The following is a 13,921-nucleotide window of genomic DNA, read 5'->3' as shown; positions in this document are numbered from 1 at the left end:
ATGATTTTAGCTTAATAAGCCTTTAAAACAGTCCCGAGAGGCTGAGAAGGAAACGGTTAAGATAATGGGCAAATTATGCCCATATCTATAAATTAACTTGTTATCCTCTCACCAGAATTGGGTGAGAGGTTTTTTATTTTTACTAAAGAAGAAGGTGTAATATGAACCAAAAAGCTGTTGTCCTTGATGAACAAGCAATCAGTAGAGCGCTGACTAGAATTGCCCACCAAATTATTGAAAAAAACAAAGGTATAGAAGACTGCATTCTGGTTGGTATCCGGACGAGAGGCATCTATCTTGCGGATCGACTTGCAGCAAAAATTGAAGAGATTGAGGGCAAGTCGATTGCTATAGGTGAGATAGATATTACCCTTTATCGAGACGATTTAACTAAGAAGACGGAAAGTCAAGAACCACTTGTTAAAGGCTCAGATATTCCGGTTGGTATAAATAATAAAAAAGTAATTCTTGTTGATGATGTTTTATATACGGGAAGAACAGTCAGAGCAGGACTGGATGCCTTAATGGATATAGGACGCCCATCAGTTATCCAACTTGCGGTATTAGTCGACCGAGGACATCGTGAACTTCCAATCCGGGCAGATTATGTCGGGAAAAATATCCCAACCTCAAGTGACGAAAAAATCGTTGTTGAGTTAGCCGAAGTGGATAAGGTTGATCAAGTAAGTATATTTGAAAAATAAATAGCAACCCTTTTAAATTTAGTCCTGTGAGGCTGACAAAGGGGAATATGCCAACATGAGACTTCATTAAGGCATTTCCATACCCTCTTTGTACCCTTACCGGCAAAGAGGGTTTTTTTTATGAAAAAAATAGATACTAAAATAAAGCAGTAGATTAAATGGGGGAAATCCAAATGAACAATAAGCCTATCTTAGACGTAAAAGAGATCCCAAAACCCTTTCAATGGATAACATTAAGCTTACAGCATTTGTTTGCTATGTTCGGTGCAACAATACTTGTTCCCTACCTAGTGGGTTTAAGCCCAGCGATTGCACTTATTTCAAGTGGACTTGGAACATTGGCGTTTTTATTAATAACTAAATTCAAGGTTCCAGCTTATCTGGGTTCATCCTTTGCCTTTATCGCACCTGTCATTGCTGCCAAAGCAGCAGGTGGCCCTGGTGGTGCGATGGTCGGTACTTTTCTCGCAGGATTAGTTTACGGAATTGTTGCACTTGTCATCAGCAAGGCGGGGCATCGCTGGATCATGAACCTGCTGCCGCCAATTGTTGTCGGCCCAGTTATCATTGTTATCGGATTAGCTCTATCCGGAACTGCAGTGAATATGGCGATGAATAGTCCTGCAAGCGGAAAGTACAGTTTGCTTCATTTCTCCGTCGCACTTGTAACCTTGGCAGCAACAATTATTTTTTCGATATATGCCAAAAAAATGTTAAGCATGATACCTATCTTAGCAGGGATTATTGTGGGATATATCTATGCACTATTAGTTGGGATCGTCGATTTCACACCAGTATTAGATGCTAAATGGTTTGAAATGCCTGAATTTATCCTTCCATTTGTAAGCTATAAAGTAAAATTCACTTGGGATTTAGTCCTGTTAATGGTACCAGTTGCAATTGTAACTTTATCGGAACATATCGGACACCAGTTAGTACTAAGTAAAGTAGTTGGTCGTGATTATATTAAAGAACCCGGCTTGCACCGCTCGATTCTTGGTGATGGAACAGCAACAATTATTTCTGCCTTGGTTGGCGGCCCCCCAAAAACAACTTATGGTGAAAACATTGGTGTCCTTGCCATTACACGAGTATACAGTGTGTATGTCATTGCTGGTGCAGCAGTCTTCGCTATCATCTTTGGTTTTATTGGAAAAATAACGACCTTAATCGGGACCATTCCAACACCAGTTATGGGCGGAGTTTCGATTCTGCTTTTCGGAATTATTGCTTCTTCAGGGTTGCGAATGCTGGTTGATAGCAAAATTGATTTTGGAAACAAGCGTAACCTTGTCATATCTTCTGTCATACTGGTAATTGGAATCGGTGGCGCTGTGATAAAAGTATCTGAATCATTGCAAATCCAAGGTATGGCATTGGCAGCAATTTGCGGGGTTCTCTTAAATCTCATCCTACCTGGCAAAGAACCAATTAATGAAAATATGCTTGAGGAGAATCAATCCTCAGAAAAGCGGAAAACTGCATAATAAAGTTTCAACTTTTTAAATAAATCCAGTGAGATTTATAAGGGTGTAAGCTTGATTCCATGATTTTAATCTCATGGATTAAGTCGTGAATTCTTACACCCTGAACCAACCAATGGTCAGGGTGTTTCTTTATCAAAATGAGAGGCGGGAAAAAGACTGATGATAAATCACTTACTAACCACAAATGAATTAAAGGTGGAGGAGATTAATCAAATCTTAGCAGATGCTCATGGATTCAAAAACGGAATGAAGTGGCATCCTGAAGGGCAAATGTTTACTGCCAATCTATTTTTCGAACCAAGCACAAGAACTAAGAGCAGCTTTGAAGTTGCACAAAGAAGATTAGGATTAGAAGTTATCCCTTTTGAAGTTCTAACCTCAAGTGTTCAAAAAGGGGAGACACTTTATGATACTGTGAAGACCTTAGAATCAATTGGCGTAAATACGATTGTCATTCGTCATGATCAGGATCGATACTTTGATGAGTTAGTTGGGAAGATTAACATCCCAATCATCAATGGCGGTGATGGATGCGGACATCATCCAACACAATCGCTTCTAGATTTATTGACCATCCAACAAGAATTTTGCCAATTTGCAGGATTAAAAATTGCCATTATTGGAGACATCCGACATAGCAGGGTGGCGCGTTCCAATGCAGATGTTCTGACCAGGCTGGGAGCGGAAGTGGTTTTTTCTGGACCAGAAGAATGGTTTGATACTAGGAGTGTAGATATATCTAGGTATAGGCCTATTGATCAGGCAGTACAAGAAGCAGATGTAGTAATGCTGCTGCGAGTTCAACACGAACGGCACCATAATAAAAGCAGTTTTACAGCAAATGAGTACCATAAACAATTTGGGCTTACTTTAGAAAGAGAAAAAATGATGAAGCCGGGCAGTATCATTATGCATCCCGCTCCAGTAAATAGAAATGTAGAAATAGCTGATAGTCTTGTGGAGTGCAAGCGGTCAAGAATTTTTAAGCAAATGGAAAACGGTGTATATGTAAGAATGGCAGCAATTAAGAGATCAATCGAAAGTCTTGAAGGAGGAAAAAATTATGAACATTCTTATTCAGAACGCATGCTACATAGCATCTAATGGGGAAACAAAACAAACTGATATATTGGTAGAAAATGGTATTATCACAAGAGTTGAATCGAACATTGATGCGATTGTGGATCGGATAGTGGATGCAGCTGGGAAGTTAGTTTCACCAGGATTTATTGATCTACATGTTCATCTTCGTGAGCCTGGCGGCGAAAAAAAGGAAACCATCGCTACAGGGACACTTGCCGCAGCTAGGGGCGGGTTTACAACAATTGCAGCGATGCCAAATACAAGACCGGTGCCTGACACCAAGGAACAAATGGAATGGTTGCAAAACAGAATCAACGAAACAGCAAAGGTAAGGGTTTTGCCATATGCATCGATTACGATAAGACAGCTTGGCCAGGAACTAACAGATTTTGAGGCATTAAAAGAAGCGGGGGCATTTGCCTTTACCGATGATGGTGTCGGTGTTCAGTCGGCTGAGAGGATGCTAGCAGCGATGCGGAAAGCGGCTGCTAATAATATGGCAATCGTTGCACACTGCGAAGAAAACACGCTAATTAATAAAGGCTGTGTCCATGAAGGTTCTTTCTCAGAGAAACATGGCTTGAATGGTATTCCTTCCATCTGTGAATCAGTTCAGATTGCAAGAGATGTCCTCTTAGCCGAAGCCACAGGCTGTCATTATCATGTCTGCCATATTAGTACTAAGGAATCCGTCCGGGTGGTAAAGGATGCAAAACGAGCAGGCATTAATGTAACCGCAGAAGTATCACCGCATCATTTATTATTATCTGAAGATGATATTCCAGGCCTTGATACGAATTTCAAGATGAATCCACCGCTTCGTGGTGCAGATGACAGAACGGCCCTAATCGAAGGACTTCTAGATGGAACGATTGATTTTATTGCAACCGATCATGCGCCGCATACAGCAGAAGAAAAAAGTGAAGGAATGGTTCTCGCTCCATTCGGAATTGTTGGACTAGAAACTGCGTTCCCACTGCTGTATACACATTTTGTATTAAAAAATATCATCACGCTTAACCAATTAATTGAATTTTTAACAATAAAACCAGCGGAAGCATTCGGGCTTCCATATGGAAGAATAGAAGTAGGCGCACCAGGAGATTTAGTAATCTTGAACCTCGATGATGAATATGAAATTAAACCAGAAGAATTCTTATCAAAAGGAAAAAATACTCCATTTGGCGGTTGGAAATGTAAAGGGTGGCCTGATATGACCATTGCTGGAGGGCAAATTGCTTGGGAAAAAGGATGTGTACTAGCATGAAAAAACAGCTTATCTTAGAAGACGGTACAATTTTTATTGGTAAAGGATTTGGCAGTGATACTGAAACGATTGGTGAAGTGGTGTTTAACACAGGTATGACTGGCTATCAAGAAATCCTTTCTGACCCATCCTATTGTGGACAAATTGTTACACTAACTTATCCGCTAATTGGTAACTATGGGATTAATCGTGATGATTTCGAATCGATCAATCCGGCTGTAAAGGGATTCGTTGTAAAAGAAGCGGCTGAATTTCCGTCCAATTGGAGAAGTGAATGTACGTTAGACGAATATTTTGAAATGAAAAAAATCCCTGGGATTGCTGGGATTGATACACGAAAATTGACAAGAATTATCCGCCAATATGGAACACTAAAAGGAGCAATTTGCAGTATTGAAAAAGATGCAAATGAGGTTCTACAAAAATTGCGTGGAACATCACTTCCAATCGATCAGGTACGCCAAGTATCAACTAAAAATGCCTATCCTAGTCCTGGACGTGGGAAAAGAGTTGTACTTGTTGATTTTGGAATGAAGCATGGAATTTTACGTGAATTAAATCAGCGCGGCTGTGATGTGATCGTTGTACCATATCACACTACTGCTGAAGAAATTATTCAATTAAGTCCAGACGGAATTATGCTGTCAAATGGACCTGGGGATCCAAAGGATGTACCAGAAGCAATCGATATGTTAAAAGGAGTTTTAGGCAGAGTCCCATTATTCGGAATTTGTCTTGGCCATCAGTTATTTGCCCTGGCCTGCGGGGCGAACACCGAAAAAATGAAGTTTGGTCATCGCGGTTCCAATCAACCTGTCAAAGACTTATCTACAGGGAAAGTTGCGATTACCGCACAAAACCATGGATATACAGTTGAAGAAGAGTCAATCAAAAGCACAAGATTACAAATTACTCATATTGCCATAAATGATGGAACGGTTGAGGGACTAAAACACCTAGATTATCCGGCATTTACTGTTCAGTATCATCCGGAAGCATCTCCAGGACCTGAAGATGCAAACGGCTTATTTGATCAGTTTCTTGCCCTAATGGAAGAGAACAAACAGGAGGTTACAGCAAATGCCTAAACGTACAGATATCAACTCCATTTTAGTAATTGGTTCGGGTCCAATCGTCATTGGGCAGGCTGCAGAATTCGACTATGCTGGTACTCAAGCATGTATCGCTCTAAAAGAAGAAGGCTATCGTGTTATTCTAGTAAACTCTAATCCTGCAACCATCATGACAGATACAGAAATTGCTGATGCTGTGTATATCGAACCATTAACAGTAGAGTTTGTCAGCAGAATTATTCGTAAAGAACGTCCAGACTCCCTTCTAGCTACTCTCGGCGGACAAACAGGTCTTAATCTGGCCGTTGAGTTGTCTGAATCCGGAGTTTTAGCTGAGTGCGAGGTTGAAATTCTTGGTACTAAACTTTCCGCGATTAAACAAGCAGAAGATCGGGACCTATTCCGCAGCTTAATGAATGAGTTAAACGAACCGGTACCTGATAGTGCAATCATTCATGAATTAGCTGAAGCTAAGGCTTTTGTTGAACAGATTGGTTTCCCTGTGATTGTCCGTCCTGCCTATACTCTAGGTGGAACGGGAGGCGGCATCTGTCATAATACAGAAGAACTTGAGGAAATCATTGCTAGCGGACTAAAGCATAGTCCTGTGAATCAATGTTTGCTCGAAAAAAGTATTGCCGGTTTCAAAGAAATTGAATACGAAGTTATGCGCGATGGAAACGACAATGCAATTGTCGTTTGTAACATGGAAAATATTGATCCGGTGGGTGTTCATACTGGGGACTCCATTGTGGTTGCACCAAGTCAGACCCTAAGTGATCGAGAATATCAACTGCTAAGGAATGTATCACTAAAAATCATTCGTGCTTTAGGGATTGAAGGGGGCTGTAACGTTCAGCTGGCCTTAGATCCAGATAGCTACAATTACTATATAATCGAAGTTAATCCACGTGTTAGCCGTTCTTCGGCATTAGCATCAAAAGCCACTGGTTATCCAATTGCCAAGCTTGCTGCAAAAATTGCCGTTGGCTTAACGCTGGATGAAATGTTGAACCCGGTTACTGGGAAAACGTACGCAAGTTTTGAACCAGCTCTCGATTATATTGTAACAAAAATCCCTAGATGGCCGTTTGATAAATTTGAATCAGGGAATCGTTCACTAGGGACGCAAATGAAAGCAACCGGAGAAATTATGGCGATTGGCCGGACGTTTGAAGAATCCCTATTAAAAGCCATTCGTTCCCTTGAGGCGGGCGTCTTCCATTTTGAATTAAATGGTGCGGAGGAAATTGATGATGAATTACTCGAGAAGCGGATTCGAAAAGCAGGAGATGAGCGTCTCTTCTACATTGCAGAGGCGTTAAAACGAGGACTAACCATAGAAACCTTGCATCAATGGAGTAAAATTGATTTATTTTTCTTGAAGAAAATGGAAGGGATTATATGTCTGGAAGCAAATATCTCTGCTAATCCTTTTGATAACGAAATCCTTTTTGAAGCAAAGCAAAAAGGTTTTACTGATAAAAAAATCGCTGAACTTTGGAATAGTACTGAAAAAGAGATTTTTAACCTGCGCAAGAGCTTAGGGATTATCCCTGTTTATAAAATGGTTGATACTTGTGCAGCAGAATTTGAATCGGAAACACCTTATTACTATGGTACGTACGAAGAGGAAAACGAGTCGGTGGTAACGGACAGAAAAAGTGTGATTGTTCTCGGGTCGGGACCCATCCGTATTGGTCAAGGAATTGAGTTTGACTATGCTACTGTTCATTCGGTTAAAGCTATTAAGGAAGCAGGATATGAAGCAATTATTATTAATAATAACCCTGAAACGGTATCCACCGATTTCAGTATTTCTGATAAGCTTTACTTCGAGCCGCTGACGATCGAAGATGTCATGAGTATTATTGAGTTAGAAAATCCAATTGGGGTTGTGGTCCAATTTGGCGGGCAAACAGCTATCAACCTTGCCGCAGATCTTGCTGAAAATGGGGTTAAAATACTTGGAACAAGCCTTGAAGATATAGACCGTGCTGAAAATAGAGATAAGTTTGAACATGCTCTTCAACAATTAAATATTCCGCAGCCGTTAGGGAAAACAGCATTATCAGTGGAAGAAGCGGTGGTAATTGCCAACGAAATCGCCTATCCCGTTCTAGTCCGCCCATCCTATGTTCTTGGGGGAAGGGCAATGGAAATTGTCTACCATGAAGACGAATTACTTCACTACATGAAAAATGCTGTAAAAATTAATCCAGATCATCCAGTGTTGATTGACCGCTATTTAACAGGAAAAGAAATCGAAGTAGATGCCATCTGTGATGGAGAAAATGTACTCATACCTGGAATTATGGAACATATCGAGCGAGCTGGGGTCCATTCTGGTGATTCGATTGCTGTGTATCCGCCGCAAACTCTTACTGAGACAGTAAAACAAACACTTGTGGAGTATACAGAGAAATTAGCAAAGGGCTTAAACATTATCGGATTATTAAATATCCAGTACGTTCTGGCAGGGGATCAAGTCTATGTGCTTGAGGTCAATCCGCGTTCAAGCCGTACGGTTCCATTCTTAAGTAAAATAACGAATCTTCCAATGGCGAAAATAGCCACTAAAGCAATTTTAGGCGTATCGATTGTTGATCAAGGGTACATTCCTGGTCTTGCTACTGAAAAAGAAGGGGTTTTCGTAAAGGTTCCTGTTTTCTCCTTTGCTAAGCTCAAAAGTGTGGATATAACCCTAGGACCTGAAATGAAATCGACAGGGGAAGTAATGGGTAAGGATGTAACGCTTGAAAAGGCTCTCTATAAAGGATTAGTTGCATCAGGAATGAACATCCAAAAGTTTGGTACGGTATTGTTTACTGTAGCAGATAAAGATAAACAGGAAGCGTTAAAGCTGGCGAAGCGATTTTCCGCTAACGGCTATCGTTTAATGGCAACGAGCGGTACAGCAGCTATCTTAGAGGCGGCTGGACTAAGAGTCAAAGAGGTTGGAAAGATTGGTTCGGAAGGAAAGACGCTTTTGGATGTCATTCAACATGGAGAGGCGCAATTCATTATTAATACACTGACTAAAGGAAAACAACCGCAACGCGATGGGTTTAGAATCCGCCGGGAAGCTGTTGAAAATGGGGTTCCGTGTTTAACATCATTAGACACAGCAGATGCTATCCTTAAAGTGATTGAGTCGATGAACTTCTCGGCTGAAGCGATGGATTCAATAAAAAAGGAGGCTGTCTTTGCTTGATTAGAAAAGAGTTATGCAAAATCAGCAGCCAAAAAGAAATTGCTGCAGACATATATGAGCTTACTGTTAAAGGAGAATTGGTCGGACAAATTAGTGCCCCGGGTCAATTCGTGCATATTAGGGTCTCAAATGGGTGGGACCCGCTTTTACGAAGGCCCATTAGTATCTCTTCCTTCGATAAAAAACAAAAGAGCATGACCATGATCTATCGCAAGGAAGGAAGAGGAACAACAATGCTAGCAGAATTGGGTCCAGGGAAGCAAATTGACATCCTTGGCCCGCTCGGCAATGGCTTTCCTGTCGATGAAGTCAGCAGAGGTGAGACGGCCTTGCTTGTTGGCGGTGGAATCGGTGTTCCGCCACTATATGAACTTTCTAATCAATTAGTCGAAAAAGGTGTAAAGGTTATCCATGTCCTAGGCTTTCAAACGGAAGCGGCGGTTTTTTACGAAAAGGAATTTTTAGAAAATGGTGAAACCTACGTAACTACTGTTGACGGTTCCTATGGAAGGAAAGGATTTGTAACAGATGTCATGAAGGAATTACGATTTGATTGTATTTATACATGTGGACCAACACCAATGTTAAAGGCAATTGAACAAAGTTATTCAGATAAAAAAATGTTTTTATCATTAGAAGAACGAATGGGCTGCGGAATTGGGGCATGCTTTGCCTGCGTGTGTAAAAGTAAAGATGACCCAACCGGAGTTTCCTATAAAAAGGTATGCAGCGATGGGCCCGTTTTTCGCGCCGGGGAGGTATTGATATGAGCCGTTTGAACATCGATTTGCCGGGTTTAACACTGAAAAATCCTATCATGCCTGCCTCGGGATGTTTTGGATTTGGACGGGAGTACAGCCAATTTTATGATTTGAGTGTATTGGGCGCGATTATGATTAAAGCCACAACAGTAGAACCGCGGTTCGGAAACCTAACCCCAAGGGTAGCAGAAACAACATCAGGGATGTTAAATGCAATCGGATTGCAAAATCCAGGCCTTGAAAAAGTACTAGGCGCAGAGCTGCCTTGGCTCTCCCGGTACGATGTCCCGATTATCGCAAATGTTGCAGGGTCACTCGAAGAGGATTATGTGGAGGTTGCTCGAAGAATATCAAAAGCACCAAATGTGCATGCATTGGAACTAAATATCTCTTGTCCAAATGTAAAAACGGGAGGGATTGCATTTGGTACAATACCTGAAGTAGCTAAGCAATTAACCCGGAAGGTAAAGGAAGTTTCTGAAGTGCCAGTGTATGTGAAACTGTCACCGAATGTCACTAATATTGTAGAAATGGCGAAAGCGGTGGAAGCTGGGGGCGCCGATGGTTTAACCATGATAAATACACTTGTTGGGATGAGGCTTGATTTAAAAACGGGCAAACCGATTTTAGCCAATCGTACAGGCGGCTTATCAGGTCCAGCTATTAAACCTGTGGCCATTCGGATGATTTATGAGGTCAGTCAGGCTGTATCCATTCCGATTATTGGCATGGGTGGAATTGAGTCGGCTGCCGATGTGATTGAGTATTTCTATGCAGGCGCAAGTGCCGTAGCAGTTGGAACTGCAAATTTTGTGGATCCCTTCGTATGTCCAACCATTATTGAGGAATTACCAGCTTTACTAGAAAAATTAGGCTTTGAACACATCAGTGAATGTACAGGAAGGAGCTGGAAGGAAGATGGACAACTCGCTTATCATCGCGCTTGATTTTGCCAATGGCAGCGAAGTGAATCGATTTTTGCAGTGTTTTGAAGGCAGAGAGCTTTTTGTGAAAGTCGGCATGGAGTTATTTTATCAGGAAGGCCCTTCAATCGTTCATCAATTAAAAGAAAAAGGTCATCATATTTTTCTGGATTTAAAGCTTCATGATATTCCGAACACTGTGAAAAGTGCGATGAAGGGGCTTGCCCGATTGGAATGTGACTTAGTTAATGTTCATGCTGCTGGGGGAAAAGAGATGATGGCAGCTGCACTTGAAGGACTGGAGGCAGGGACTTCTGCAGGACGTAAACGACCTGATTGCATCGCGGTAACACAGTTGACGAGTACATCAGAAGAGCAAATGAATAAAGAACAGCTCATTCCTGTTTCATTGGAAGAATCCGTTTTACATTATGCGTTACTTACAAAAGAAGCTGGCCTGGAAGGTATCGTCTGCTCTGCATGGGAAGCTGCTTTTATTAGGGAGAAAGCTGGGCAATCGTTTTTGACCGTATGCCCAGGAATTCGCATGGAGTCTGATCAGGTTGGAGATCAAAAGAGAGTGGCTACACCGGATTTTGCGAGAAATTCGGGGGTAAGTTCTATTGTTGTGGGGCGTTCGATTACTCGGTCAGTTGACCCAGTGAAAAGCTATGAAAAATGGATGGAAGTATGGAAGGGGATACGACAATGAAACACGTGATTGCTGAAAGATTATTAGAAATTAATGCGGTTGCCTTAAAGCCACAGGATCCATTTACTTGGACATCAGGGCTCCGGTCACCAATCTATTGTGATAATCGGCTAACTCTCTCATTCCCGGCTGTTAGAAGAGAAATTGCTGCTGGCTTGCAAAAACTCATCCTTGAGAATTTTTCAGAAGCTGAAGTTATTGCTGGTACGGCGACAGCAGGGATCCCGCATGCAGCATGGGTGAGTGAACTAATGGATTTACCAATGTGCTATGTTCGTTCAAAGGCAAAGGGGCATGGCAAAGGAAATCAGATAGAAGGCAAGGTTGAATCAGGTCAAAAAGTTGTCGTTGTTGAGGATTTAATTTCAACAGGGGGCAGTGTGATTACGGCAGTTCAAGCATTACGGGAAGCAGGCTGTGAAGTGCTTGGAGTTGTCTCCATTTTTACATATGGGCTGGAAAAGGGAAAGGAAGCATTTGAACAAGCTGATATTAAGAGTCTGTCACTGACTAACTTTCCTGCATTAGTAAAGGTAGCGATTGAAAAAGGCTACATAATGGAAACGGATCAAGAGAGTTTATTATCGTGGAGTCAGGCACCTTCTGAATGGAGTAAACAATTTGATGAGGTTACTCTTTAATAAAATAAGGAAGTGGGATATCTTTCAATTTGAGATTCGCCCAGAGAATTGTGAAATTCGCTGATAAACAGGTAATATCCGCTGATAAATAGAAAAAGAGGGCATCCAAGTTCTACCGGGTGCCCTCTTTTCCTTCTATTTCTTCAATTTCAGCACCAATTCTTCATCCGGTGTTACATAAACCGTCTGTTGATTGTCGTAAATCACAAATCCAGGCTTTGCACCGCTAGGTTTTTTAACAAACCGGACCTTCGTAAAGTCGACAGGAACAGAGCTTGAATTCCTCGCTTTACTAAAATAAGAGGCTAAAACGGCAGCCTCCCGAATCGTCTCATCAGATGGTTCCTTGCTGCGAATCACCACGTGTGAGCCGGGAATATCTTTCGTATGGAGCCAAATCTCATCCCTTGCTGCCAGCTTATTTGTTAAATAGTCATTTTGTTTATTATTTTTTCCAACGATGATATCCGTCCCATCTGTAGATAAGAAGTGATCTAAAATTGGTTTAGCATTCTGAGACTTTTTCAATTTCTTTTTCTGCCGTTCGCGGATATAGCCACCCTCAACTAATTCTTCACGAATCTCATGAATATCCTTTGGTGAGGCAGCTTGTACCTGCTGTAGTAAATTATCAAAATAAGCTACTTCGACTTGTGCCTTTTCAATTTGATCAACGACAATTTCAACTGCATTTTTTGCCTTTTGGTATTTTGAAAAATACTTTTGGGCATTTTCAGATGGTGTCTTTCTGGGGTCAAGCGGAATTAATATCGTTCCACCAGATTCATCATAATAATCGAGAACTTCAATATCACGCATCCCTTTCTTAGCAGCATATAAATTGGCAGTTAACAACTCGCCAGAGCGTTGATATTGATCAGCCTTTTCTGCTTCTTTCAGAGTAGCCTTCAGTTTGTTAATTTTCTTTTCATTCTTTTCTTTTTCATTTTGAATAAATCGTTCTATATCATTTCCTTGCTGCTTGACCCGGTCTCTTTCCGCTTTGCCAAAATAAAAACGGTCAAGCATTTCACTTAGTGTGTGGAAGGTCTTTATTTCTCCTTTTAGATGCTCAAGGGGAAATAAGTAAAAAGCGTCCTTACCGCCAGACGATATAATCGAAGGAGAAATCTCACCTGTTTCCACCTTTTTAATCATACGATTAAACGTTCCTGGAATTGTAGAACGATTGGCAAGACCACTTTGGAATATAACTTCCTTGGCAAAAAGGGGAGAGATCCCTGCAAATTGCTCAACTAATTGGCGGTCGAGTTTTCCTGCATTGTAATCAATTTTTCTTAATAGATCATCTTCGCTCGAATGAAACGGATTTTGCTTATTCTGTTCTGGCGGAAATACATAAGGCTGTCCTGGCAAAATGGCCCTGTGGCTATTGACGGCAAAGGAGACATGTTTGATACTATCAAGTATGACATTTCGTGTTTTATCAACCAGGACGATATTGCTATGTCTGCCCATAATTTCAATAATTAATTGTTTATAGCTGATATCGCCAATTTCATTTCTGCCCTTTATTTCTAGTACTATCATCCGATCTGTTTCTACTTGATATATATCCTCTAAAATATACCCCTCAATATGCTTCCTAAGCAGCATACAGAACATTGGGGCTTCACTAGGATTATCGTAAGCTTCATTCGTGAATTGGACCCGCGCGTAGCTTGGGTGTGCTGATAAAAGCAGCTTTTGATTAACTCCATTCGCACGAATCGTGAGAATTACTTCATTTTTATAGGGTTGATGAACCTTATTGATCCGTCCGCCCTTTAAGGAACGAACAAGTTCATCGACCATTGCTTTTGTAAATAAACCATCAAATGACATGGAAAACATCCTTTACTACAATCATTGAATTTATTATATCCTACTAAAAAAATACTGTCTTATTTTTGCTCTGTTAAACATGCCCGTTGATTTCCGCTCCAATCAATAGGGTTCCATTTATTATCTAATTTATCTTTCACTATATCATAGCATTTTTTTGGACGACCCTGAATAAGCTTTCTTTAGAGCAGGTATTTATAGGTATTTAAAG

At 41.0% G+C, this 13,921-nt stretch carries 11 protein-coding genes; 10 read left to right on the top strand and 1 reads right to left on the bottom strand.

Annotation, left to right across the window (positions count from 1 at the left end):
- The first annotated feature begins 161 nt into the window (after positions 1-161).
- The 10 genes from pyrR (at position 162) to pyrE (ending at position 11,865) form a co-directional block, all read left to right on the top strand.
- A complete protein-coding gene (gene pyrR / locus COE25_RS13830; protein ID WP_088086326.1) occupies positions 162-704 on the top strand; it encodes a bifunctional pyr operon transcriptional regulator/uracil phosphoribosyltransferase PyrR in 543 nt (180 codons plus the stop codon).
- A 173-nt stretch (positions 705-877) separates the two neighbouring features.
- On the top strand, positions 878-2,191 hold the full coding sequence (locus COE25_RS13825) for a solute carrier family 23 protein (RefSeq protein ID WP_098933032.1): 1,314 nt from the start codon (positions 878-880) through the stop codon (positions 2,189-2,191).
- 162 nt (positions 2,192-2,353) lie between these two features.
- Positions 2,354-3,295 (top strand): aspartate carbamoyltransferase catalytic subunit, encoded by a 942-nt coding sequence (locus COE25_RS13820; RefSeq protein WP_088090353.1) that lies wholly within the window; start codon positions 2,354-2,356, stop codon positions 3,293-3,295.
- Positions 3,255-4,541, top strand: a complete 1,287-nt coding sequence (locus COE25_RS13815) for a dihydroorotase (RefSeq protein WP_098933031.1) — start codon at positions 3,255-3,257, stop codon at positions 4,539-4,541. The genes COE25_RS13820 and COE25_RS13815 overlap by 41 nt, the downstream gene beginning before the upstream one ends.
- Positions 4,538-5,629, top strand: coding sequence for a carbamoyl phosphate synthase small subunit (locus tag COE25_RS13810; protein WP_088086329.1), 1,092 nt, complete (start codon positions 4,538-4,540; stop codon positions 5,627-5,629). The genes COE25_RS13815 and COE25_RS13810 overlap by 4 nt, the downstream gene beginning before the upstream one ends.
- Entirely contained in the window at positions 5,622-8,828 is a 3,207-nt protein-coding gene (gene carB, locus COE25_RS13805) for a carbamoyl-phosphate synthase large subunit (protein ID WP_098933030.1), read from the top strand. Before COE25_RS13810 ends, carB begins: the two co-directional genes overlap by 8 nt.
- A complete protein-coding gene (locus COE25_RS13800) occupies positions 8,825-9,598 on the top strand; it encodes a dihydroorotate dehydrogenase electron transfer subunit (RefSeq protein ID WP_088086331.1) in 774 nt (257 codons plus the stop codon). The genes carB and COE25_RS13800 overlap by 4 nt, the downstream gene beginning before the upstream one ends.
- Positions 9,595-10,536, top strand: coding sequence for a dihydroorotate dehydrogenase (locus tag COE25_RS13795; RefSeq protein ID WP_088086332.1), 942 nt, complete (start codon positions 9,595-9,597; stop codon positions 10,534-10,536). Before COE25_RS13800 ends, COE25_RS13795 begins: the two co-directional genes overlap by 4 nt.
- Positions 10,508-11,224 carry an orotidine-5'-phosphate decarboxylase gene (gene pyrF, locus COE25_RS13790; RefSeq protein WP_098933029.1) on the top strand — a complete coding sequence of 239 codons (717 nt, stop codon included), beginning with the start codon at positions 10,508-10,510 and terminating at the stop codon, positions 11,222-11,224. Before COE25_RS13795 ends, pyrF begins: the two co-directional genes overlap by 29 nt.
- The gene (gene pyrE, locus COE25_RS13785; protein WP_088086334.1) at positions 11,221-11,865 is read left to right on the top strand and encodes an orotate phosphoribosyltransferase; all 645 of its coding nucleotides are present in this window, start codon (positions 11,221-11,223) and stop codon (positions 11,863-11,865) included. Before pyrF ends, pyrE begins: the two co-directional genes overlap by 4 nt.
- A gap of 135 nt (positions 11,866-12,000) precedes the next feature.
- Here pyrE and COE25_RS13780 read toward each other — a convergent pair whose 3' ends face one another.
- Complete coding sequence (locus COE25_RS13780; protein ID WP_098933028.1) at positions 12,001-13,710, bottom strand: Rqc2 family fibronectin-binding protein; 1,710 nt, start codon at positions 13,708-13,710, stop codon at positions 12,001-12,003.
- Positions 13,711-13,921 lie beyond the last annotated feature (211 nt).

It is taken from the genome of Bacillus sp. AFS031507, from assembly GCF_002584635.1.
Classification (GTDB): Bacteria; Bacillota; Bacilli; order Bacillales; family Cytobacillaceae; genus Neobacillus.
This window is presented reverse-complemented; position numbering and strand designations above follow the sequence as displayed.